20 protein-coding genes are annotated in these 23,808 nt (G+C 68.2%); 10 read left to right on the top strand and 10 right to left on the bottom strand.

Annotation, left to right across the window (positions count from 1 at the left end; translation table 11 throughout):
• Positions 1-8 precede the first annotated feature (8 nt).
• Positions 9-2,330 (top strand): TonB-dependent receptor, encoded by a 2,322-nt coding sequence (locus ASC70_RS11525; RefSeq protein WP_056050157.1) that lies wholly within the window; start codon positions 9-11, stop codon positions 2,328-2,330.
• A 186-nt stretch (positions 2,331-2,516) separates the two neighbouring features.
• Positions 2,517-3,047, top strand: a complete 531-nt coding sequence (locus ASC70_RS11520) for a hypothetical protein (RefSeq protein WP_056050154.1) — start codon at positions 2,517-2,519, stop codon at positions 3,045-3,047.
• 12 nt (positions 3,048-3,059) lie between these two features.
• On the opposite strand, the gene ASC70_RS11515 is transcribed toward ASC70_RS11520, so the two are convergent.
• Together ASC70_RS11515 and ASC70_RS11510 are read right to left on the bottom strand one after the other, a co-directional pair.
• Positions 3,060-4,157 (bottom strand): PepSY domain-containing protein, encoded by a 1,098-nt coding sequence (locus ASC70_RS11515; protein WP_056050152.1) that lies wholly within the window; start codon positions 4,155-4,157, stop codon positions 3,060-3,062.
• A complete protein-coding gene (locus ASC70_RS11510; RefSeq protein ID WP_056050149.1) occupies positions 4,157-6,304 on the bottom strand; it encodes a TonB-dependent receptor in 2,148 nt (715 codons plus the stop codon). The genes ASC70_RS11515 and ASC70_RS11510 overlap by 1 nt, the downstream gene beginning before the upstream one ends.
• A gap of 354 nt (positions 6,305-6,658) precedes the next feature.
• Between ASC70_RS11510 and ASC70_RS11505 the strand changes: the two genes are divergently transcribed.
• The 4 genes from ASC70_RS11505 (at position 6,659) to ASC70_RS11490 (ending at position 11,773) form a co-directional block, all read left to right on the top strand.
• Positions 6,659-7,897 (top strand): SGNH/GDSL hydrolase family protein, encoded by a 1,239-nt coding sequence (locus ASC70_RS11505; RefSeq protein ID WP_056050147.1) that lies wholly within the window; start codon positions 6,659-6,661, stop codon positions 7,895-7,897.
• Between the two features lie 165 nt (positions 7,898-8,062).
• Positions 8,063-8,932: a polysaccharide deacetylase family protein gene (locus ASC70_RS11500; protein WP_056050611.1), complete on the top strand. Its 870-nt coding sequence runs from the start codon at positions 8,063-8,065 to the stop codon at positions 8,930-8,932.
• A gap of 201 nt (positions 8,933-9,133) precedes the next feature.
• Positions 9,134-11,350, top strand: a complete 2,217-nt coding sequence (locus tag ASC70_RS11495) for a S9 family peptidase (RefSeq protein WP_056050146.1) — start codon at positions 9,134-9,136, stop codon at positions 11,348-11,350.
• Between the two features lie 216 nt (positions 11,351-11,566).
• Positions 11,567-11,773 (top strand): hypothetical protein, encoded by a 207-nt coding sequence (locus ASC70_RS11490; RefSeq protein WP_056050609.1) that lies wholly within the window; start codon positions 11,567-11,569, stop codon positions 11,771-11,773.
• 4 nt (positions 11,774-11,777) lie between these two features.
• On the opposite strand, the gene ASC70_RS11485 is transcribed toward ASC70_RS11490, so the two are convergent.
• Entirely contained in the window at positions 11,778-12,509 is a 732-nt protein-coding gene (locus tag ASC70_RS11485; protein ID WP_056050144.1) for a DUF6683 family protein, read from the bottom strand.
• Positions 12,510-12,635: 126 nt separating this feature from the next.
• On the opposite strand from ASC70_RS11485, the gene ASC70_RS11480 reads away from it, so the two are divergent.
• Entirely contained in the window at positions 12,636-13,424 is a 789-nt protein-coding gene (locus tag ASC70_RS11480) for a thioesterase family protein (RefSeq protein ID WP_056050141.1), read from the top strand.
• Positions 13,425-13,639: 215 nt separating this feature from the next.
• Positions 13,640-15,187, top strand: a complete 1,548-nt coding sequence (locus ASC70_RS11475) for an amidase (protein WP_082539591.1) — start codon at positions 13,640-13,642, stop codon at positions 15,185-15,187.
• A gap of 7 nt (positions 15,188-15,194) precedes the next feature.
• On the opposite strand, the gene ASC70_RS24960 is transcribed toward ASC70_RS11475, so the two are convergent.
• From ASC70_RS24960 to ASC70_RS11450, 6 genes are all read right to left on the bottom strand, one after another.
• Positions 15,195-15,362 carry a hypothetical protein gene (locus ASC70_RS24960; protein WP_156396185.1) on the bottom strand — a complete coding sequence of 56 codons (168 nt, stop codon included), beginning with the start codon at positions 15,360-15,362 and terminating at the stop codon, positions 15,195-15,197.
• The gene (locus ASC70_RS11470) at positions 15,356-15,871 is read right to left on the bottom strand and encodes a hypothetical protein (protein ID WP_056050137.1); all 516 of its coding nucleotides are present in this window, start codon (positions 15,869-15,871) and stop codon (positions 15,356-15,358) included. The genes ASC70_RS24960 and ASC70_RS11470 overlap by 7 nt, the downstream gene beginning before the upstream one ends.
• The gene (locus tag ASC70_RS11465; protein WP_056050135.1) at positions 15,868-17,397 is read right to left on the bottom strand and encodes a hypothetical protein; all 1,530 of its coding nucleotides are present in this window, start codon (positions 17,395-17,397) and stop codon (positions 15,868-15,870) included. The genes ASC70_RS11470 and ASC70_RS11465 overlap by 4 nt, the downstream gene beginning before the upstream one ends.
• Positions 17,398-18,900: a tetratricopeptide repeat protein gene (locus tag ASC70_RS11460; RefSeq protein WP_056050133.1), complete on the bottom strand. Its 1,503-nt coding sequence runs from the start codon at positions 18,898-18,900 to the stop codon at positions 17,398-17,400.
• Positions 18,901-19,159: 259 nt separating this feature from the next.
• Positions 19,160-20,383: an acyl-CoA dehydrogenase family protein gene (locus ASC70_RS11455; protein ID WP_056050131.1), complete on the bottom strand. Its 1,224-nt coding sequence runs from the start codon at positions 20,381-20,383 to the stop codon at positions 19,160-19,162.
• 14 nt (positions 20,384-20,397) lie between these two features.
• Positions 20,398-21,513, bottom strand: a complete 1,116-nt coding sequence (locus ASC70_RS11450; RefSeq protein WP_056050130.1) for an acyl-CoA dehydrogenase family protein — start codon at positions 21,511-21,513, stop codon at positions 20,398-20,400.
• A gap of 143 nt (positions 21,514-21,656) precedes the next feature.
• On the opposite strand from ASC70_RS11450, the gene ASC70_RS11445 reads away from it, so the two are divergent.
• Together ASC70_RS11445 and ASC70_RS11440 are read left to right on the top strand one after the other, a co-directional pair.
• Positions 21,657-22,205 (top strand): hypothetical protein, encoded by a 549-nt coding sequence (locus ASC70_RS11445; protein ID WP_056050607.1) that lies wholly within the window; start codon positions 21,657-21,659, stop codon positions 22,203-22,205.
• A gap of 146 nt (positions 22,206-22,351) precedes the next feature.
• Positions 22,352-22,765, top strand: coding sequence for a GFA family protein (locus tag ASC70_RS11440; protein WP_056050127.1), 414 nt, complete (start codon positions 22,352-22,354; stop codon positions 22,763-22,765).
• Between the two features lie 56 nt (positions 22,766-22,821).
• On the opposite strand, the gene ASC70_RS11435 is transcribed toward ASC70_RS11440, so the two are convergent.
• Positions 22,822-23,715 carry a CPBP family intramembrane glutamic endopeptidase gene (locus ASC70_RS11435; protein ID WP_056050605.1) on the bottom strand — a complete coding sequence of 298 codons (894 nt, stop codon included), beginning with the start codon at positions 23,713-23,715 and terminating at the stop codon, positions 22,822-22,824.
• Between the last annotated feature and the right edge of the window lie 93 nt (positions 23,716-23,808).

Below are 23,808 nucleotides of genomic sequence, written 5' to 3'. Positions count from 1 at the left end.
CAAGAAACATGAAGAACCACCTGATGCTGGGCGCCGCCGCCGGCGCGCTCCTGATCATGACCGCCGGCCACGCCTTGGCCGCCGACGCCGCGCCCGCTCCGGCTCCGGCCGCCGCGCCCGCCGACAACGCCCCCGAAGTCGGCTCTGAAGTCGACGCCGTCGTCATCATCGGCCAGGGCCAGAGCCGCCAGGTCCAGACGGTCAAGGACGACGCCATCGGCCTGGAAGCGGCCGGGACCAGCGCCCTGAAGGCAATCGACAAGCTGCCGGGCGTCACCTTCCAGTCGGCCGACGCGTTCGGCGCCTACGAGTGGTCGACCCGCATCTCGATCCGGGGCTTCAACCAGAACCAGCTGGGCTTCACCCTGGACGGCGTGCCGTTGGGCGACATGAGCTACGGCAACCACAACGGCCTGCACATCAGCCGCGCCGTCGCCAGCGAGAACATCGGCCGCGTCGAGCTGGCCCAGGGCGCGGGCGCCCTCGGCACCGCCTCGACCTCGAACCTGGGCGGCACGCTGCAGTTCTTCTCGCGCGATCCGCAGCAGACGATGGGCGGCGAGATCGACGTCACCGGCGGCTCGGACAACATGCACCGCGTGTTCGGCCGCTTCGAAACCGGCGCCATCGAGCAACTGGGCGGCCTGCGCGGCTACATCTCGATCGCCGACCAGAAGACCGACAAGTGGAAGGGCGGCGGCGACCAGAAGCAGCGCCAGTACGACGCCAAGGTCGTGATGCCGCTAGGCGAGCGCGGCGACCTGACCGGCTTCTACCACCGCTCGGAACGCCGCGAGCAGGACTACCAGGACCTGTCGTTCGAGATGATCAAGCGCCTGGGCCGCGACTGGGACAACACCCAGCCGAACTGGGGCCTGGCCGTGGCCGCCGCCCGCGCCTACCAGACCGGGACCGCCCTGCCCGCCCCGTTCGCCACGGTGGACGACGCCTACTACGCCGGGGCCGGCGTGCGGGACGACGACCTTTACGGCGCGGCGCTGAAGCTGGACGTCACCGAGCACGTGACGTTCAACGCCACCGCCTACGAGCACAAGAACAAGGGCCAGGGCCTGTGGTACACGCCGTACTTGGCTAGCCCCGGCTTCGGCACGGCCGGCTCGGCCGCCGCCCCGCTGTCGATCCGCACCACCGAATACGACATCGACCGCGGCGGCCTAATCGCCGACCTGGCCGTCGAGCTGGGCTCGCACCGCTTCAGCGGCGGCTTCTGGCACGAGATCAATCACTTCAACCAGGCCCGCCGCTTCTACGCCGAGACCGCCGCGGCCCCGTCGCGCGATCCGCTGGACTTCCAGGAGAACCCGTTCTTCACCCAGTGGCAGTACGCGTTCGAGACCAAGACCACGACCGGCCACCTGGAAGACGAGTGGACGATCAGCGACGCCTTCAAGGTCAATTTCGGCTTCAAGGCCATCAAGGTGACCAACAGCGTCAAGACCGTGGTCGGCAACCCACTGGCCGGCCAGATCGAGAGCAAGGATAACTTCCTGCCGCAGGCCGGCTTCGTCTGGAAGCTCAGCCCCGACATCGAGGCGTTCGGCGGTTATACCGAGAACCTCGGCGCCTTCGTCTCGGCCGCCACCGCCGGTCCGTTCGGCTCGCAGAGCCAAGCCGTCGTCGACTATGTCGCCAAGACCCTGAAGCCGGAGAGCTCGAAGACCTTCGAACTGGGCGCGCGCTATCGCAACGAGCGCTTCCAGGGCGTGGCCGCGGTCTATCACGTGGCCTTCGACAACCGCCTGCTGGCCGCCAACACCGCCGCCCCGATCCTTGGCCTGCCCGCCGTGCTGTCGAACGTCGGCTCGGTCGAGACCAAGGGCGTGGAGCTGGCCGGGACCTACCGCCTGACCGACGCCTGGAGCCTGTACGGCGCCTACACCTACAACGACTCCAAGTACGAGGACGACGTGGTCGACGGCGCGGGCAAGGTCACGGTCCGCACCAAGGGCAAGACCGTCGTCAACACGCCCAAGAACATCTTCAAGGGCGAGCTGTCGTTCGAGCAGGCCGGCTTCTTCGGCAAGCTGGGCGTGGCCTATACCGACAAGCGCTACTACACCTACGAGAACGTCGGCGGCCAGGCCCCCTCGACCACGATCGCCGACCTGACCCTGGGCTATCGCTTCGGCGACGAGGGCTGGGGCAAGGGCCTGCAGATCCAGGCCAACGTCACCAACCTGACGGACAAGGACTACATCTCGACCATTGGCTCGGGCGGCTTCGTCAACAGCGATCCGACCGGCACGGCCCAGACGGTGCTGACCGCCCCACCGCGTCAGTTCTATGTGTCCGTGAAGAAGACGTTCTAGGATCCGTCGAAATCGAAAAGACGAAGGCCGGGAGGGCAGCCTCCCGGCCTTTTTTCATGCCTTGAAACAGAGAATGGCCGCGGCGGTTTCGCGCTAAACGATTAAAGCGCTACAGCTAAACGTCTTCGCGACGGCGGACCGACGTATTCTCCCGCTCGCCGTCTTCCAATTCAGAAGCGTGTGGCTATGCGTAACGGAACCATCCGCCTGGCGATCGCGATCGCCCTTTTCAGCCTTCCAGGCATCGCTGGCGCGGAACGTGCGCCGATCGTGTCTTGGGGCAAGCCTGGCGTCTCGTTCGACGACTACAGGCAAGATTCGATCACGTGTGGAAAGCGTGGCGCCGCGACCTCGATGAAAGGCCGGAGCGAGTTCGATGCGGTGATGCTGGGGCTGAGCCGTCAAGATACCGACATCGATATCGGCAGGTCCTTGCCGCCGTCCCTGTCTCAGGAAGATCCGTCGCAGAAACTCGCCCGCGACTATGCGCTGAACGGCGCGAAAAGCCGGCCGGAGCCAAGGGTGAAATCCTTGCAGGCCTTTCTCGAAGAACACGTGAGGACCTGCCTGTCCGAGAAGGGCTACGTCAGGTTCGCCCTCACCCCTGACCAGGCAGCCGCGCTGGCGAAACACAAGAAGGGGTCGGACGAGCGCTTTAGATTTCTTCACGCCTTGGCCAGCAGCGAAGCGGTCCTTCGCCAACAGCGCCATGACTAGCGACGGGCAGGCCTAGGTCGTGGCGGCCGTTTTCACCTTCGGCCTCTTGCGCGTCTTCACGCCCGTCGGATTGCCCCAGAAGGTCACCACCGTCAGCGTGCCCAGCAGAGCCAGGGTCAGGCCGGAGACCGTCATCACCAGGCGATAGGCCAGGCCGCCGACCTTGGCCGCGTGCAGCGGGTAGTCGGCATTGGCGATGCGCGAGCCCAGCGGCAGGGCCAGGGCGTCGCGCGTGGCGACCATCTTGCCGGTCGCCGGATCGAACCAGGCCATGGTTCGACCGTTGGGCAGCCACTCGGACCTCTGACGCAGGCGGATCTGGATCAGGCCGCCTGCTTTGGCCGGCAGGCCGATCGTCCGCACCTCGGCGCCCGGATAGCGGGCCTGGGCCGCGCCGATCACCTCGGTCCAGTCGAGATCCTTGGCCAGCTTGCCGCCCTTGATCTTGGGCGGGGCGGAGGCCTTCTCCATCGCCGCCGGCGGCGAGAACGGTGCGCGCAGAGCCTGCGAGAACCACTTCAGGTTCATCGCCGCCCCGGTGGTCAAGGACAGGATCAGCAGCGGCGCGATCAGCACGCCCAGGTCGCGGTGATGGTGGACGATCGCGGCCCGCTTCAGCATCCGCGGCCACAGGCGCAGGTGGAACATCCGCCGGGTCGGCCACCACAGGATCAGGCCGGTGATCACGAAGCCCAGACCCGCCAGGCCGGCGATCCCACCGACGATCTCGCCCGCGTCGCCGTTGAACAGGTGGTGGTGCAGGTCGAACAGCCAGACCTCGGGCCGGGCCCAGTTCGACGCCCAGCTCTGGACGATGGTTCCGTCCTGGTCGGCATAGGCCGCGTGCTCGCCCTTGTACGCCAGCTTGTTCAGGCCCAGCCGCTGGGTCGCCAGCACGATCGAGCGCGGCCGGTCGTGGGCGGCGAACACCTTGGTCGCCATCGCCGCCAGGGTCGCGGTGTCCTGCCGCTGGACGTCGGCGGCGTGGGGCACGGTGGCGCGCAGGAAGGCGTCCTCGTGCACCAGCAGCGCGCCGGTCAAGCCCATGATCGCCAACAGCAGGCCGATCAGGCCGCCTGTCCAGCGGTGCAGCAGACGCAGGGTCTTCATCAGAAGCGGGTTTCCCAGCCCAGGGTCGCGGTGCGGCCGCGGCCGGCGTAGATCTTGTCCTTGGCCGGCAAGGTGGTGTCCGAATAGTAGGTCAGGAACTGCTTGTCGAAGAGGTTCTGGACGCCCAGCGACAGCGCCCCGACCGGCAGTTCGTAGCGCACGAACGCGTCGGCGACCATGTAGCCCTCGAAGTCATCCTTCACGAGCGCGGTCTGCATGTTGCGCGAGATGTACTTCTGCACCTGCAGGCGCAGGGCCCACTTGCCGGTCTGGTAGTCGGCCGCCAGGTTCAGGCGGTCAGGCGAGATGTTGGCGCCGTCCAAGTCGGTGTCGACCTTGCCATCCTTGTTGGTGTCGGTCTTGCCGCGCAAGCGGGCGTAACCGGCCGAGAGATCCAGGCCCGGGACCGGGGTCCTGGCCTTCACATTGACTTCGAGCCCTTCGATGGCGATCGGCTGGCGCTGGACGTCGAAGACATTGCCGGCGTTCTTGACCAGTAGTTGGCCCAGCTTCGACGACGACCAGAAATAGGCGACGCTGGCGTCGATCGGTCCGCGCTTCAGCTCCGCGCCCAGTTCGCGGTTGTTCGAGACGATCGGCTCGACGGCCAGATAGGTGTCGACGTCCTTCCCCGCCTCGTTGATAGCGCGCAGGATGCGGCCCACGTCCGGCACGGTGTAGCCCTCGGCGTAGCTGCCATAGAGGCGCACGCCCTTGGCCGGCTCGAACACGACGCCGCCATTGAGCAGGGTCGCCTTGAAGTTAGGATCGCCGCCGCCGACCTTGCGCGCGCCGTAGAAGGCCAGGGTGGTGAAGTCGTCGACCTTCAGCTGGACGTTCTCGAAACGCACCCCGCCGGCCAGGCGCAGCTTGCCGTCGAACAGGGCGTAGTTGCCCTGCACGAAGGGGGCGGCGCTCTGGAACTTGGTCGGCGGCACCCAGGCGCGGCCGGTGGCGACCAGCAGCTGCTCGGTCCGGTCGGTCAGGGCGTCGAGACCGGCGGTGGCGGTCAGGCCCTGGATCCCCGGGACGGCGCGTTCGTAGCTGACCCGCGCGCCCAGCTTGCGAGAGCGGTTCGAGGACTGGTCGAACAGCGTGCCGGCCGGCGCGATGCTGGCGTCCTGGAACGTGGCGTTGACGTCGCCGCCGAACGTGTCGCGCGAGCGGTTGAAGAACAGCTGGGCGATCAGGTTGCCGCCGAAGAGGTCGTTGTCGGTCAGCGAGGCCGACACGGTCTCGACCCGGCCCGCCGCCGGTGTGCCAGGCTGGACGCCGCGATAGGCGGTGGTCGGCAGGCGCGCAGCGCGGTTGCCGTCGGTCCGCGCCGCCGCCGCGCCGGTGACCGTCACATAGTCGCCGTCGCCCTTCAGCTCGAAGCGGTTGGCGACCACGTCGAGGCGCGTGCTGTCGTTCAGCTGCCAGCCGAAGCGGCCGAAGATCGACAGGGTCTTGCTGTCCTGGATGTCGCCCTGGGTGTTGTCCATGCCGATGCGGCGGCCGTTGGCGTCGTAGAAGGCGCCGCGCGCGTCGTAGGCGACGCCCGCGGTGGCGTCGAACGCCCCGCCCCGCCAACCGACCAAGCCGGCGACCTTGCCGCCGACCGCATCGCCCAGCTTGTGGGCGAGGGTGGTCTGGACCAGGGTCCGGCCCGAGACGCCGTCTTCCTTCGGCGGTCCCACCGTCACCTGGTTGACCACGCCGCCGGTGGCGCCGATGCCTTGCAGGGCGTTGGAGCCGTAGATCAGCTCGACGCGGTCGATGAAGAACGGGTCGATCGTGTAGCCGTCGCGCGAGCCGTCGCGGATCGGGGTCGACTGCGGGATGCCGTTGATCGCGTACAGCGGCGAGCGGCCGCGCAGGGTCTCCCCCGCCCCCGACAGCTTCTGGCGCGTGGGCGAGAACGACGGCGACAGGGTCGAGACCGCGTCGACGATCGAGCCGCTGACGGACACCTGCTGGGTCAGGCTCCGGTTGTCGACCACGTCGACGGTCAGCGGCAGCGCGCTGGCCGGCAGGATGGTGCGGGCGGCGGTGACCACCACCTGGTCCACATCGGTGTCGCGCGCCTGGGCGTGGGCAGCGCTCGCACAGGCCAGGGCCAGCAGGGATACGGCGGCGAAACGACGGGCGCGGGCGACTTGGAACATGGTGCGGGATCCGGAAAGCGAAGCCCGGCGCGTATAGCTGCCATTGCGAGTGATTAGCAATAACAAAGGCCGCGTAGGGGTGACGCTCCCCCTCAAGTTGGCTTTCGGCCAAAAGAAAAGCCCGGCCAAAAGACCGGGCTTGAAAGTTTATAGGGAGGAAACGCCCAGGAAGGGCAGAGGCGCTCGGCGCCTCACGGAACCCTGGTAGCGCTAACACGGGTGTGGATGCAAGCGATTCCTTACATGCGCGGCGACCTGACGCACGATTGTCCTGTCCAAGGCTTTACGCCACGGCGAAGAGGTCATACCAATGTTACCGCTACCGCCAACAAGGCGGAGCGGGGAGAAACGTTCATGAAGCTGCTGTCGCGTCCGACCCTGGCCGCCCTGGGGCTGGCGCTCGCCCTGGCCCTGCCCGCCCACGCCGAGACGGCCGCCAAGCCGCTGAAGTGGGTCGGCGCCTGGGCCAGCGCCCAGATGGCGCCCGACGCCAAGAACAGCCTCGCGCCCGAAGACTATCCGAACGCCACCCTGCGCCAGGTGGTCCGTCTCAGCCTCGGCGGCGACACGATCCGCGTCCGGCTGTCCAACGCCTTCGGGACCCAGCCGCTGACCATCAAGGCCGCCCATGTGGCGGTGTCGGCGGCGCTGGACAGCGCCCGCATCGACCCGGCCACCGATCGTCCCCTCACCTTCTCGGGCCGGGGCCAGGTGACTATTCCCGCCGGCGCCGACTACTGGTCCGATCCCTTGACCTTGAAGGTCGCGCCGCTGACCTCACTGGCCATCAGCCTGCACTACCCCGCCGCGCCCAACGTCCAGACCGGCCACCCGGGCTCGCGCGCCACCTCCTACGTGCTGGCCGGCGACCACACGGCCGACGCCGACCTGCCGGGAGCCAAGACCATCGACCGCTGGTTCCAGATCTCCAGCATCGATGTGATCTCGGACAAGAAGGCCTCCGCCGTCGTCGCGTTCGGCGACAGCATCACTGATGGCTACGGCGTCCAGCCCAACACCAACCTGCGCTGGACCGACGCCCTGATGACGCGACTGAAGGGCAAGAATATCGGCGTGCTGAACCTGGGCATCGGCGGCAACCGCGTGCTGCTGGACGGCCTGGGTCCCAACGCCCTGGCGCGGTTCGAGCGCGACGTCCTCTCGCAGGCGGGAGTCACCCACGTGATCCTGCTGGAAGGCGTCAACGACCTGGGAACCCTCACCCGCGAGGCTCCCGCCGCGCCCGAGGCCCACAAGGCCCTGGTCGAGCAGGTGACCGCCGGCTACCGCCAGATGATCGACCGCGCCCACGCTCGCGGGATCAAGGTCATCGGCGCGACCATCCTGCCCTATTCCGGCTCGGCCTATTATCACCCCGGCCCCGAGAGCGAGGCCGACCGCCAGGCGATCAACGCCTTCATCCGCGCGCCGGGGAACTTCGACGGGGTGATCGACTGGGACAAGGCCCTGCGCGACCCGGCCAAGCCGACCCACCTGCTCCCGGCCTACGACAATGACGGCCTGCATCCCAATCTGTCGGGCTACAAGGCCATGGCGGACGCCGTGCCGCTGAGCCTGTTCGAGACCCACTAGAATTCCGACCTCCCCGGTGAAGGCCGGGGCCCAGATCCATCCGGGGAGTTAGATGTGTTCGCGCCCAAGACCGTAGCCAAGACCTCCAACACTCAGGGTTCGATCTGGGCCCCGGCGTTCGCCGGGGAGATCGGGAAGTGGGTGGGCGTCGCATGTGTGGCTTTGATGGCCTCCTCGGCTCAAGCCGCCGACAAGCCCGTCATCGCCATGACCTGGGACGACCTGCCCGCCCACAGCGCCCTGCCGCCGGGCGTGACGCGGGTCCAGGTCGCCGCCGACCTGTTGAAGGCCTTCGCCGACGCCAAGGCCGAAGGCTTCGGCTTCATCAACGGCGTCCATACCGAGCGCGAGGCGGACTCGACGCCGGTGCTGAAGCTGTGGCGCGAGGCCGGCCAGCCCCTGGGCAACCACACCTGGTCGCATCCGAACATCGCCGACCTGACGCCCGAGCAGTTCGAGGCCGAGATCGCCCAAAACGAGCCGATGCTGAAGGAGCTGATGGGCGCCAAGGACTGGCGCTGGCTGCGCTATCCGTTCCTGTCGGAGGGCGACACCCCCGAAAAGCGCCTGGCCGTCCGGAGCTGGCTGGCCGCCAACCACTACAAGATCGCCAGCGTCACCATGAGTTTCGGCGACTATGCCTTCAACGAACCCTACGCCCGCTGCGTGGCCAAGGGCGACCAGGCCGCGATCGCCGATCTGGAGACCCGCTTCCTGGACGGCGCGGCGGCGGTCGCCGATCGTTCGCGGGCGATGTCCAAGGCCCTGTACGGCAAGGACATCGCCTATGTTCTGCTGATGCACGGCGGCGCCTTCGACGCCCGCATGGCCCCGCGCCTGCTCAAGCTCTACCAGGACAAGGGCTTCGGCTTCACGACCCTGGCCAAGGCCGAGAGCCACCCGTTCTACAAGACGGATGTGGATCCCAGCCTGCCGCCCGAACCGACGACGCTGGAGAACGCGATGAAGGCCAAGGGGTTGGCGGTTCCGGCTTTTCCAGTGGATCTGAAGGCGCTGGAAGGGGTGTGTCGGTAATTTCCTCAGCCACTAGCCGTGTCATCCCGGCCGAAGCGTAGCGTAGAGCCGGGACCCAGGGGCGGCCGCGCCGCACTTCGTCACCCCCTGAGTCCCGGACAGCCTCTACGAGGCTTCCGGGATGACACGGCTTTTTGCATTTCAGACCCGCAACAACTTCCCTGCTGACAACGGCGACGCTCCCGCATAGCGTCCCGCGCCATGATCAAGCCCTCGCTCACGGCGCTCGCGGCCGTCCTCGCCCTCTCCTCGCCCGCTATGGCGGAAAAACTCACCCCGGAACGTATCTTCGCCGATCCGGGTCTGTCGGGCCCGACCGCCAAGGGCGTGGCGCTGTCGCCGGACGGCAAGCGGGTGACCTATCTGAAGGGCAAGCCGGAAGCCGCCAACGTCCAGGATCTGTGGGCCGCCGACGTCAAGGGCGGCGAGCCCTACCGCCTGATCGACTCCGCCGCCCTGTCGTCGGGCGCCAAGGAGCTGTCCGAGGCCGAGAAGGCCCGCCGCGAACGGGCCCGGGTCTCGGCCCGCGGCATCGTCGAATACAGCTGGGACCGCCAGGGCCGCTTCATCCTGGTCCCGCTGGACGGCGACCTCTATCTGGACAGCGTCGCCGACGGCAAGGTCACCCGCCTGACCCAGACGGGCGGCGACGAGGTCGACGCCAAGGTCTCGCCCAAGGGCGGCTTCGTCAGCTACGTCCGCGACCAAAACCTCTACATCAAACCCCTGAGTGGCGGCGACGAGACCGCCCTGACCACCGACGGCAAGGACGCCCTGTCGTTCGGTACGGCCGAGTTCATCGCCCAGGAAGAGCTGGACCGCTTCACCGGCTACTGGTGGAGCCCGGACGAGGCCCGCATCGTCTATACCCGCGTCGACGAGAGCGGCGTCGACGTGGTGCCGCGCGCCGACATCGGCCCTGGCGGCGCCACCGTGGTCAGCCAGCGCTATCCGCGCGCCGGACGTCCCAACGCCGTGGTCGACCTGTTCGTCCGCGACCTGGCCAGCGGCAAGGTCACGGCTCTGGACCTGGGCGCTAACAAGGACATCTATGTCGCCCGCGTCGACTGGTCGGCCGACGGCAAGACCGTCTACGTCCAGCGCCTGTCGCGCGACCAGAAGACCCTGGACCTGCTGGCCTTCGACGCGGCCACCGGCGCCGGCAAGACCATCCTGACCGACACCGATCCGCATTTCATCGAGGTCGGCGACGACTTCCGCCCGCTGAAGGACGGCACCTTCTTGTGGTCGTCGGAGAAGGACGGCGACAACCACCTCTATCGCCACGCCGCCGACGGCAAGCTGATCGCCCAGGTCACCAAGGGCGACTGGCCGGTGGCCGGGCTGGAGGGCGTCGACGAGGCCCGCAAGGTGGCGATCTTCGCCGCCTCGATGGACAGCCCGCTGGAGCGCCGCATCTATGAGGTCAGCTACGCCAAGCCCGGCAAGCCCAAGGCCCTGACTGCGGCCGGCGGCTGGTGGACGGCCAAGGTGGCCGAGACCGGCGGCGCCTTCGCCGGCACGTACAACGACCCCAAGACCCCGCCCCAGACGGCGCTGTACGCTCCAGACGGCAAGCGCGTGCGCTGGATCGAGGAAAACCGGCTGGCCGAGGGTCACCCCTACTGGCCCTACGCCTCGACCCTGCCGGTCCCGGAGTACGGCACGCTGAAGGCCGTGGACGGCGAGGTTCTGTACTACGAGATCCTCAAGCCCCAGGGCTTCGACGCGGCCAAGAAGTATCCGGCCATCGTCTCGGTCTATGGCGGCCCGCACGCCCAGAAGGTCAACCGGACCTGGCAGAGCCCCTCCGAGCGCACCTATCTCGAGGCCGGCTACGTCATCTTCAAGCTGGACAACCGCGGCAGCGGCAACCGCTCGGCCAAGTTCAAGCGGGCGCTAGACCGCAAGCTCGGCACGGTGGAGGTCGACGACCAGCTGCTGGGCGCCAAGTTCCTGGCCGGCCTGCCCTATGTCGATCCCGGCAAGCTGGGCGTGATGGGCTGGTCGTACGGCGGCTTCATGACCCTGATGCTGCTGACCGCCGACAACACCCCGTTCAAGGCTGGCGCGGCCGGCGCGCCGCCGACCGAGTGGAGCCTGTACGACACGGCCTATACCGAGCGCTACATGGGCAAGCCGGACGAGAACAAGGCCGGCTACGCCTATGCCGACATCAACACCCGGATCGGCAAGCTGGCGCCCGGCAGCCTGCTGCTGCTGCATGGCATGGCCGACGACAACGTGATCTTCGAGAACAGCACCCGGCTGATGTCGGCGCTGCAGAAGCAGGCGATTCCGTTCGAGACCATGCTGTATCCGGGCGAGCGCCACAGCGCGCCCGGCAGCAAAACCAAGGGCCTGCACGTGCTAAAGACCCATCTGAGCTTCTTCGATCGCAGGCTAAGGGGCGAATAGGGTCCGAACTGGAGCATGGCGGCCGAAACCGTGAGCGTATCCGCCACCGCGCTTAAATCCTTGATTTATTAGATCTATAGCCGCTTCACACGCAGCCCTGTGAGGTTAAGAGGCTCTAGCGTGTCGCGGATAGCGCGCGATTAACGACCTTATGTCGCAGATCGCTAAGGCCAAGCAGTGGTTATGCTCCACCGCATGGGTTGTGAGGACCGCGTCGTGACGAAGACCACGCAAGAAGCCGTCGAATGGCTGATCGACACCGTCAGGGAGGCGCTCGAGGACGGGCGCGCCTCGGAGTCGGATCTGCAGGACTGGTTGCTGGCGGCCATCGCCCTGGAAGACATGGCGCTGGAAGATCAGTGCGACGACCAGGAAACACGCGCATTCACCACCTGGATCAGCCCCAGCAAGATGGTTCACTAGACCCCTAGGGTCGTGCGAAACCCGCCGGAGTCAGCTTCAGCTGGCGGGCGTCGATGTTCACCTCGCGGCGAAAGCGCGCCGCCGCCGCCTCCGAGAGACGCTCCGCCAGGCCCGCATCACGCCGGGTCATGGCGTCGGAATAGGCCGATCCCTGGACCACGAAGTTCAGCATGAAGGTCTCGGCCATCTCCTGCTTGCCGGCGTCGCCCAGATGCTTGAAGTCCGGATTGGACGCCAGGGCGCGCGCGACCTGGCCGCGCACCGCCCGCACCCTGGCGCGGTCCACAAAGGACGTCCGGGTCGCCATCTGCCAGTTCTGCACCCAGTAGGCGGTCATGGCGTCGGCCACGTCTCCCCGGCGCAGGCCGTCGATCGAGACATGTTTTTCCCACAAGCCGAGCAGGTCTTGTCGGCGGATCGCCTCCCGCAGGCGCTCGGCGTTGGCCGGATCGGCCTTGGCCGCGAAGTCGGCGAACCGCGTTCGGACCCGCGCCGAGACTTCCGGCGACGCGCGATAGCCCGTGTCCGCCGGGGCGCCGTTCACAGGTGAAGCGGCTTCGGCGCGACCGCCGCTCCTGTCAGTCGATCCCAGCACGTTGTTCAGCTGGCCGACCGCCATCATCGAGGCGCCATAGTCGATGTACTGGCTGCCGATGCTGGAGAAATCCTGAGCCGTCGCGGGTCGCGCGGTCAGGACCACGCCGACGGCGAGCGCGGCGAAGCCAGTACGTTTCATGCGGCGAGGCCCCTTCCGTGCGGCGCGAGCGCTACCAGGGAAACAAACAATTTCACCTAAGGTTGCGCAGCGTCAGCCAGACGGACCGCTTGACTTCCGTAGCGAAAGAAAACGAACCTCGCTCTCATGAGCACCTACACCGACCTCCTCGCCGCGCTCCACGCCACCGACGCCGGCTTCACCGCCACGGTCACCGACGACTGGAAGCAGGGCCGCACCACCTATGGCGGCCTGTCCGCCGCCCTGTGCGTCGAGGCGGCCCAGCGCGCCTTCCCCGAGGCCCCGCCCCTGCGCTCGGCCCAGTTCGCGTTCGTCGGGCCAGCGGCCGGTGAGCTGTCGATCGACGTCAAGGCCCTGCGTCAGGGCAAGTCGACCCTGTTCGCGGCCGTCGACCTGATCGGCGAACAGGGCGTGGCCACCCACGGGACCCTGACGTTCGGCGCAGCGCGGGAGTCGCACGTCGCTCACATCGACGTTCCCTGCCCCGCCGTGGCTCCGCCCGACCAGTGCGAGCCGTTCCACAAGGGCGACACCAGCGCCGCGCCCAGCTTCATCCGCCAGTTCGACTTCCGCGTCGCCGGCGGCGGACGGCCGGGCTCGGGCGGACCGCCGGAATATCTGCTGTGGATCCGCCACCGTGATCCGGCGGCGACCTCGCTGTCGGCCCTGATCGCCCTGGCCGACGCCCCGCCGCCGCCGGCCATGGCCCTGTTCACCCGCTTCGGCCCGATCTCGACCATGACCTGGTCGCTGGACGTGGTCGGCCTGCCCTCCGAAGGCGACGACGGCTGGCGCCTGCTGCGCAGTCGGGCCGAGACTATCGGCGACGGCTATTCGACTCAGGAGATGCATCTGTGGGACCGGGATGGTCGCCCGCTGATCCTGGCGCGGCAGAACGTGGCGGTCTTCGTCTGAGGGCCTTCTTTAAAAATCCGATCTCCCGGCGAAGGCCGGGGCCCAGATGGAAGAGCTATGGGGCGGGTTCTAAAGGCGCCGCGTCCCTCCAATCAGCCCAAGCGCCATGAGATCTGGATCCCGGCTTTCGCCGGGAAGGTCGGAATAAAGAGCGGTTCAGGATTCCGAGCACGAACGTTCCGCGATTTCCTTGGCAGGCGTGGATTTTTGACCTCATGTTCTCGGCCTGGGCCGCGCCAAGAGTCGCGGCCGCGTTCGGGGAAACGCTGATGACCAAGATCGCCTGCCTTACTGGCGCGGCCGTCCTCGCCCTGCTGGCCGGGGCCGCGTCCGCCCAGACGTCGGAAGACGCGACCAAGGCCTACCTTGCGGTCATCAAGGACAAGAACCCCGTCCTGCACGCGGTGATCGTCACCAATCCCCACGCCTTGGCCGACGCCCGCGCCCTGGACGCCGAGCGCAAGGCCGGCAAGGTCCGCTCGCTGCTGCACGGCGCGCCGATCCTGCTGAAGGACAACATCGAGAGCGCCGACGACACCGCCACCACCGCCGGCTCGCTGGCGCTGAAGGACAATGTCACCAACCGTGACGCCCCGATCGTCAAACGCCTGACCGACGCCGGCCTGGTCATCCTGGGCAAGGCCAACCTGTCGGAATGGGCCAATATCCGCTCGTCCAAGTCGATCAGCGGCTGGAGCGCGGTCGGCGGCACGGTGCGCAACCCCTATGTCCTGGACCGCAGCGCCTGCGGCTCGTCCAGCGGTTCGGGCGCGGCGGTGGCGGCGGGCCTGGCGCCCTTGGCCATCGGCACCGAGACCGACGGTTCGATCACCTGCCCGGCGGCGATCAACGGCCTGGTGGGCCTCAAGCCGACAGTGGGCCTGGTCTCGCGCACCCACATCGTGCCGATTAGCCACAGCCAGGACACCGCTGGCCCGATGACCACCACGGTCGAGGACGCGGCCAAGGTGTTGACCATCATCGCCGGCTCGGACCCCGCCGACGTCGCCACCAAGGACGCCGACACTCACAAGACCGACTACGCGGCGGGCCTGTCCAAGGACGCGCTGAAGGGCGTCAAGCTGGCCGTGGCGCGGTTCTACACCGGCTATTCGCCCAAGACCGACGCCGTGTTCGAACAGGCCCTGAAGGAACTGCGGGCCCAGGGCGCGATCCTGGTCGACGTCAAGGACTTCGACGAAGGCCCGATCGGCAAGGCCGAGGGCGTGGTGCTCTATACAGAGCTGAAGGCCGACATGGCCGCCTATCTGGGCTCGACCGACCCGAAGAAGGTGCCCAGCCGCACGCTGGCCGACCTGATCGCCTTCAACAAGGCGACGCCCAAGGAGTTCGAGTGGTTCGGCCAGGAGAGCTTCGAGAAGGCCGAGAAGACCAAGGGCCTGACCGATCCCGACTACCTGAAGGCCCTGGCGGATTCGAAGCGGATGGCCGGCCCCGAGGGCATCGACAAGATCCTCAAGGACACCGGCGCGGTGGCGATGATCGCCCCGACCACAGGTCCGGCCTGGACCATCGATCCGCTGAACGGCGATAACTACGGCGGCTCGTCGACCACCCTGCCCGCCGTGGCCGGCTATCCGCACCTGACCGTGCCGATGGGCGACGTCACGGGCCTGCCGGTCGGTCTCTCGTTCATCGGCCCGGCCTGGAGCGAGAAGCTGCTGCTGAACCTGGGCTACGCCTACGAACAGGCGACGCACCATCGCAAGCCGCCGACGTTCCTGAAGACCATCGCGCCGTAGGACGCGCCTACGGAATCTTCGGCCGGATCACGTCGATCGGCGGTGGAGGCGGCGTCACCTTGTTCGGGTTCGGCGCCACCGGCGCCGAGGGCCCACGGTAAGGCGGATAGGGCCGTCCGCCGCACGCCGCCAAGGCCAGGGCGACGACGGCCAGCGCCAGGACCGGTTTCAGCATCGGCGGTCGGCCGCGCCCGGGCCGAACAGGCCGACGCCGGAGCGGAAGCAGCGGTTGTCGAGGCGCGGGTCCCAGACCTCGGTGCGGCCGTCGCTGCGGGTGAACTGGTAGCGCTCGCCCCGGTCGTCGCGGCCGCTGAAGCTGACCTGGCCCGGACGGTCGGAGGTGACGCCGTACGACTCGCGGGTGATCCCGTCGACGGCGCACGAGGCGACCAGGCCCGGACGGCTGAGGTCGCCGGTCAAGGCCGCGGCCGAGCCGGTCTGGGCGTTGTAGGCCGAGACGTCAGAGCCGCCGCCGCGTCCGCCGCCGACGAACACCTGGGTGCCCGTGGTGCTGTCATAGGTCATGATGTCCGGCGCCTGGCCGGTCAGGGGCGCGCCGCAGACGCCGCCGCCACGCTTGCCAGCCGGACCGCCGTGACCACGGTCCTGAGCCCAGGCCTGGGCGCCGGCCAAGGTCGATACGACGACGAGGACGGCCAGACCGCCGCGAACCAGCTTGCTCATTTGGGAGCTCCTAGAGCCGAAGGCCCGCCAGCCAGCGGCGCGACCTTCTCGTAGGCGGGCGGCGCGCCCGCCGGGCCGGGAACAGTGCGATAGACGTCGGGCGCCGAACGGCGAGACGTCGAAACGCCCGTGGCGGCGGCTTCGTCCGACAGGTCAGCCGGAACATTGGCCGCCATCGGCGCCGGGCCGATCGAGGCGGCGGGCCAATAGGTGTCGTAGTCCAGGCGGGCCCGGTCGCGCGGCGTGCGGTACAGCTCCGGCGCCTCGAACCACGGGCGGCAGGTCAGCTCGCCGTCGAAGAAGCCGCTGACCAGGGCCTTGCAGCCGTCCTTGCGGGCGTAGATGCGGTTGTCGACCGCGCGGACCTGGCCGCCGGCGTCGGCATAGATGCCCGAGCGCATGACGCCGACCACCTTGTTGTTGCTGGCGTAGGCGATGCCCGAGGCGACGTAGAGACCGACATCGACCGCCTCCAGCTCGCCGTCGTTGAGGCGCAGGTTGGCGTTCTCGACCGAGACAGCCCAGTCGCTGTCGCGCACCACCGGCCGCAGCAGCGTGGTCTCGTCGCCGCCGCCGATATAGACGCCGCGCGAGAAGCCATCGACGTACAGGCCGTCGATCGTCACCAGCTGCTGGCGGTTCATGCCGCTGATCACGAAGCCGGCCGAGTTGCGGGTCCGCGACGAGCCGGTCCAGTCGCCCAGACGGACGATGCGGATGTCGCGCAGGCGGCTGTCGCCCGAGGTCTCGAAAGCGCCGCCGATCGCCGTGGCGGCGATCTCGACGTCCGAGGCCATGATCGTGCCGGTGGCCTTGACCACCGCCGAGCGGGTGCGGCCGATGAACACCGCGCCCGACAGCTCGATGCGGCTGTCGCCAATGTCGAAGGCCGAGGCGTCGCCGTCGTAGCGGACGCTGACGTCCTTCAGGGCGATCTCGGTGGCGCGGCCGACGATGCACGAGGCCGAACCGCCACGGCGGGACTCGATGCCCAGGCCTTCCAGCACCACGTACTGCACGCCCGGGGCGATCTTGATGCAGGGCTGGTCGGCCGGCGCCACCAGGATCGGATGACCCGGGCTGGCCTGATAGCCGCGCGCCACGATCGTCACCGACTGGGTGATGTTCAGCGACTCGACGCAGGCCCCGCCATTGGTCGAGGTCAGGGTGATGGTGTCGCCGTCATAGAGGCGCGCCAGGGTGTCGGAGACCTGGCCCGGATAGGCATAGTCGCAATTGATCTCGCGCTGCACGTAGCGGCCGCCGCCGGGACCATAGCCGCCACCGCCGTTGCCGATGACGCACCGGCCGCGCGAACGGTAATAGCCGCGCGCGCAGGGCCTGGGCTTGGCGTAGCGGACCTTGCAGCCTTGCGAGAGGTTCGGCTGGATCAGCAGGCCGAAGCAGGGCCGGATCTGCTGGTCGATCTTGGCGTCGGGCGAGGCGGCGGCGAGCTCGGGCGTAGTGACCGCGAAGCCGAAGACCAAGGCGGCCCAAAGCGCCATCAGGCGGCTGAGGCGGCGCATCTAGAAGTCCCTTTCGCTGTACGGACGGCCGCGATCGGCGACCTGCCGGGGCGGACGCGAGACCTGGGCCAGCAGTTGCTGCAGCCGCATGGCCGACGGCTTGAAGCCCGCCAGGGCTCCGTCGAGCTGGTAGACCACCGCCTTGGCGCGGTCCTGGTCGGCCACGCCCTGGAGGCCCAGGGAGAAGAAGGTCGACATGGCGTACTTGGCCTCGGCCGACCCTTGGCGTTCGGCCTCTTCGTACCAGTGATAGGCCCGGGCGTAGTCGCGCGGCACGCCGACGCCCTCGGAGTACATCACCGCCAGCACCAGCTGGGCCTTGGACGAGCCGTTGACCGCTGCGTACTGGATCGCCCGCACCTTCTCGATCGGGGCCAGGCGGCCGGTCGTGGGACGGCCGATCATGCTCTGCAAGGTCTGGGCGTCGTTGAGGCCGAGCAGCTTCTCGTCGAGCATCGGCGTCGGGATGACGCGCAGATAGGTCAGGGCCTCGGCCACGTGCACGAACGGCAGCTCGTTGATGCGGGCCAGCGCCGCCTCGCGCTGCTCGCCCGACAGGTCCGACTCGTCGGAGTGCGGCACGCCCGAATCCGGCGATTCCGGCGGATAGAACTCGTAGGTCGGGATCCAGCGCTTGGCCTTGGTCTCGACGAACGAGCCGTACGAGGCCCGCTGCGGCGAGGAGCGCTCGAAGTCCTTGAGCATGACATAGGCCGACACGTCGCCTGTCTGCACCGCCAGGTAGTTATAGAGATAGGCGTCGACGTCGTTGCGGCGGAACAGGTCCAGGGCGGCCGGCGCGCCGGGCTGGCTGGGCTTGCCGTACGCCTCGATGGCCTGAAGGTTGTCGGACGGCTCGCCATAGGGGCCGAAATAGCCGTCGTGGATGCGCGCCAGGGTCCGGAAGCCGTCCGCGCCCTGGGCCGAGAGGATGTAGATCACGCGGTTGCGGACCTTCTCGCGCTCCTCGGTCGACATCCGCGACAGCAGGCGGTCCAGCGCGCCATAGGCGCTGCGCCGCTCGAAGGCGCGGCAGTCGTCGAAGCGCGACACCGCCCGCGATTCCTGGCCTCGGCGCTCATAGGCCGCGATCGGCGCGTAGCCCCCGGAATTGGCCAGGGCCATGGCGTACCAGACGCCCGCCTCGACCGGATCCTCGAGGTTCTTGTCGACGGCGCGCTGACCTTCGTAGCGGCGGGCTAATTCGAGCTGGGCGAAGAAATCGCCGCGGAAGCCGCCCTGGCGCAGGGCGCGAATCTCTTGCTGCTGCTGATTGAACTGGCCCGACACGCCCTGCGCCGCCTGCGGGCGCGGGCAGGCGCTGGCCCGCTTGTGGAACCAGAAGCTGGGGCCGGTGTCGCAACCGACGAGGGGGATCACCACGGCCGCCACGAGCGCCCCAACGGGGGCGCGGCGCAGCAGCGCGGCGCGGCCGGCGTAAGCCCGCGCAGCCGCTTCACGCAGCATCCTAAGGCGCGCAAATGCGTCGCCGGCCTCGCGCATGAATCCCCCTTCAGCCGCCGCCGTTAACCATATATCCCCGGTCTGTCATGTGCCCGGGACGGGTTACTGTCAAGGTCGCCCCAACCCATCCCGGGAGGAAGATTCGATCCCGAAAGACGAGGTTCGCGCGGCAGGCGAATTTGTCGAAAATCTTGGGGCTTAGGTACGTGCAAAGGATCGGAAACGCCCTGAAAGGGCGGCAACGATCCGACGACCAAGCCCATCGGCGTCGGGTCCGAAGACGACGATTCGACGAAGTTCAGCGGCCGGTCGGCATGTCCTTGAAGGGGACGTCCTTGTCGACCCGCACCTCGCCCGGCAGCCCCAGCACCCGCTCGGCGATGATGTTCTTGAGGATCTCGTCGGTGCCGCCGGCGATGCGCAGACCCGGGGCCCACATCAGGCTCTGCTGGAACGCCGCCTCGGCCGGGGCCTGATCGGGATCCACGAGGATGCCGTACTGGTCCTCCATCTCGACGGCGGTGTTGGCCAGGTCCTGCAGCTGGTTGGCCGAGATGATCTTGCCGATCGAGCTTTCCGGCCCGGGCGTCTGGCCCCGCGACAGAGCGGTCATGGTCCGGAAGCGGGTGAACTTCAGCCCCTCGGACTGGACGTACCAGTCGGCCAGCTTCTCGCGGAAGGCCTGGTCCTTCAAGGCCGGGCCGGTGGGACCCGACAGCTGGCGGGCCAGCTTCATGATCTCGCGATAGTTCGGACCGGCCGAGCCGCCGACCGCCAGCCGCTCGTTCATCAGGGTGACCAAGGCCACCTTCCAGCCATCGCCGACCTCGCCCAGGCGCTGGCTGTCCTTGACCCGCAGATCGGTGAAATAGACCTCGTTGAACTCGCGGCCGCCCGACATCTGGTGGATCGGCCGGCACTCGACGGCGGGATCCTTCATGTCGATCCAGAACATGGTCAGGCCCTTGTGCTTGGGCGCGTCCGGGTCCGTCCGCGTGAGCAGGATGCCGTAGTCGCAATAGTGGGCGCCGGTGGTCCAGACTTTCTGGCCGTTGATCACCCACTCGTCGCCATCCCGGACGGCGCGCGTGCGCAGGGCCGCGACATCCGAACCCCCGGCCGGTTCGGAGAACAGCTGGCACCAGATCTCCTCGCCCTTCACGGCGGGCGAGACGAAGCGCTGCTTGGTCTCGCTGTCGGCGAAGGCCATGACCGTGGGCACGCACATGCCCAGGCCGATCGTGAAGTAGCCGTAGCCGAGGCCGGCCTTGGCCTCCTCCTGGCCGAAGATCACCGACTGGATCGGCGTGCCGCCGCCGCCGCCGATGGCCGCGGGCCAGGTGATGCAGGCGTAGCCGGCGGCGGCCTTGGTCGCCTGCCAGTCCTTGGCGGCGACCATGTGCTCGGGCGTGTTGGGCTTGAGGTCGCCGAACCGGGCGCGGTGGGCCGCGGCGTTCTCGGCGAGCCAGGCGCGAGCCTTCTCGCGATAGGCGGCTTCCTCGGGAGAGTCGTTGAAATCCATGATCCTGCGCTCCCTTAGGCCGCGTTCTTCTGCTCGAGCTGGCCGACCAGCCGCTCCTTCCAGACCTTCGGCGCGCCGACCACCAGGCTCAGTTGCCGCGAGCGGCGGTAGTAGAGGTGGCAGTCGACGTCCCAGGTGAAGCCCATGCCGCCATGGACCTGGATGCTTTCCTTGCTGGCGAACCAGAAGGCTTCCGACGCCGCGATCCGCGCCGCCGAGGCCGCGATCGGCAGCTCCGGCGCATCGTCGTTCAGGGCCCAGGCGCCGTAATAGACGTTGGAGCGGGCGACCTCGTTCTTGACGTACATGTCGGCCAGCTTGTGCTTGATCGCCTGATAGCCGGCGATGACCCGGCCGAACGCGTAGCGGCCCAGGGCGTAGTCCTTGGCCATCTCCAGGCAGCGGTCGGCGCCGCCCAGCTGTTCGAACGCCAGCAGCACCGCGGCGCGGTCCAGGATCGCCTGGACGAGGTCGAAGCCGGCGCCGGCCTCTCCCACCCGCTCGGCGGCCGCGCCGTCGAAGACGATCCTGGCCACGCCGCGCGTGGGGTCGAGGCTCTTCAGCGTCTCGCGCTTCACGCCCGCGCCCTTCAGGTCGACCAGGAACAGGCTCGGCCGGCCGCCCTCACTGGCCAGCACCAGGGCGGCATCGGCGACGTCGCCATCGGTGACCGGGATCTTGGTCCCCGAGAGCTTGCCGCCCTCGACCCGGCAGGTCAGGGTCGCCGGACCGACGACGCCGGGGCCTTCGGAGGTCGCCAGGCAGCCGATCAGCTCGCCGGCGGCGATGCGCGGCAGGACGGCGGCCTTCTGGGCCTCGGAGCCAAAGGCCATGAGCCCCTCGGCCAGGCAATAGACGGTGGAGGCGAACGGGATCGGCGCGACGGCGCGGCCCAGCTCCTCGGCGATGGCGCACAGCTCGACGCGGCCAAGGCCCAGACCGCCGTGTTCCTCGGGGATGCAGGCGCCCAGCCAGCCCTGCTCGGTCACGCCTTTCCACAGCTTGTCGTCGAACGAGCGGCCCGGATCATCGAGCACGCCCCGTACGACGCCGACGTCGCAATGGGCGGCAAGGAACTTGCGCGCCTCGTCCTTCAGGAACTTCTGGTCGTCCGAATAGTCGAAATCCACGGGATCCTCCCAGGACCCGCTCTGATGGCCGGTCTCGGGAACACACTGAACGACGTTCACGCGAAGGGAAAGATTGACCCGGCGTCAAGGATTTCAGGTTCTTATGCGGCCTTTCGTGATTGTTCGGACGTTACCAGCAGGCCATGGCCAAGACCGTCTTCCAGAAAAACCAGCGCGTGTGGGTCGAGAGCGTCGGCTGTTGGGCGACCGTCGAGAAGATCGTGCCCGTCTGGGCCAAGGGCTTCGACGAGCCGGTGCGGGTCACCTACGACCTTGGCCTGGGCCGCGAATTCCAGGCCCAGGAGTTGAAGGCCGAGGACAAGACCGACCCGCAAGCCGGCCTCGACGGCGACTGGCGTGTGCTGCGGGCCCGCAACAAGTGGCAGCAGGAGGGCGACTGCGCCCATCATCCCTATCCGGGCACATATCCGGTCGTGGTCACCGACCCCAACGACTGGGGCGGCTGGCGCACGCCGGGCGCGGAGTACGACCGCGACCCGCACAAGATGGAATACCAGGCCCGCCTGATCGCCAGCGCTCCGCGGCTGCACGCCATCGCCCGTGAGGTCCTGACCCTGGTCGCCGACAGCCCCGAAGACGCCCCGCCCGTGTTGACCGCCCTGGCCCAGAAGATCGTGGCGATCGAGCGCTACCTACAGGAAACGCCGGCGGCGGGGCCGGCCTCCGACTAGGACAGCCGACGAAGGCTGCATACCTCGCAAGCTCATTCGCCCCGATCCTCCTTTCCGCCGGCGCGTCGCGTCGCCGCTGCTTGAAAGTTCCGGTACCGTGCCGGCGCGCAGCGACCCCGCTGGGCGAGCGAAAAGGAACGATCAGGATGGGGAAAAAGCATACGGCGCGCTGCGCCTGCGACGCCGTCAAGTTCGAGTTCGACACCGATCCGGACTTCATCGCCATGTGCCACTGCCTGGACTGCAAGAAGGCGTCGGGCGGCGAGGCGGCGGTGTTCTTCGGTATTCCCGCGGATGACTTCACCCTGACCAGCGGCGAGGTCAGGCCATTCCATTACATCGCCGACTCCGGCGGCCATCTCGACCGCAATATCTGCATCGTCTGCGGCGCGCGGTTGTTCACCAGCAATCTCGACACGTTTCCAGGAACCATCTTCGTCCAGCTTGGCAGCCTGGACGACAAGAAGGACTTCGCCCCCAGGCTTGAGATGTTCACCAAGCGTCGCTTGGCCTGGGTGAAGCCGCTCGACCTGCCCCAGTTCGAAGCCATGCCCGGATAGTCTCATCGGCGCGCTCCAGGCCTCCCGGCGCGCGCCGACCTTAGCCTCGGATACCGTCAGGTCGCGTCCGCTCGCACCTTGAAGTTCCCCTTCTTCCAGGCCAGCCACAGCACGACGATCGCCACCAGCGTGCCGACCACCATGGCCGGCAGCGAGGCTTCAGGGCCGAAGGCGCCGCCACTGAGGAACTCGGGCGCGCCGGGCTTGGGCTTGCTGACCAGCCAGCTCTCGACCACCGGAATGCCCGAGACCGAAGCGCCCCAGACCCAGCCCTGGGTGAAGTTCCAGGCGGCGTGGACGCCGATCGACATCCACAGGCGCCCAGTCAGCAGGTAGAAGCCGGCCAGCATCAGGCCCGCCTCGATGGCGATGGCCGCGGCGGCGACCGGCGTGGCGTTGGGATTGGCCAGGTGCAAGGCGCCGAACAGCGCCGCCTGCGCGACCAGGGCCGGCCAGATGCCGAAGGCCCGCATCAGCAGGCGCAGGATGATGGCGCGCATCAGCAGCTCCTCCATCACCCCGGACTCGACGGCCATGGCGATCGTGCCCCAGGCCGAGCCCGGACGCGGGCCGCTGATGTCGTAGACGCCCAGGGCATAGAGCCCGCCCACGGCGACGCTCAGCATCGCGGCCCCGACGAGGAGGCCGATCGCCAGGTCCGCGGGGGCTTTCCGCAGGTTCAATTCCTCGGGCCAGCGCCCCTCGGCCAGCCACACGACCCCGCCGTAGAGCGCCAGGCCCGCGCCGCAGATCGCCGCGACCTCCAGCACTTCGAGCAGGTGGCCGCCGCCCTTGAACAGCGGATTGCCCACCATCTGGGCCCCGGCATAGACCACGGTGAAGATGACGAAGAGCAGCACCATCCAGCCCGTCGCCCGTAGCCAGCGCAGCGGTCCCGGATGCAGGAAGCGCCTGCGGCCGACTTCCAGTCCGGTCTGATCTTCCGTCATCGTCACGTCCCCCATTCGAAGGCGAACTGGCCATTAATTCGGGCTTGGCCGTCAAGGTCCTCTCGCGGAGGTCGCCTCGCGGGACTAAGTAGG

The sequence above is a fragment of the Caulobacter sp. Root343 genome, from assembly GCF_001425745.1.
GTDB lineage: Bacteria > Pseudomonadota > Alphaproteobacteria > Caulobacterales > Caulobacteraceae > Caulobacter.
The sequence above is the reverse complement of the archived record's forward strand: the minus strand, read 5'-3'. Positions and strand labels throughout refer to the sequence as shown.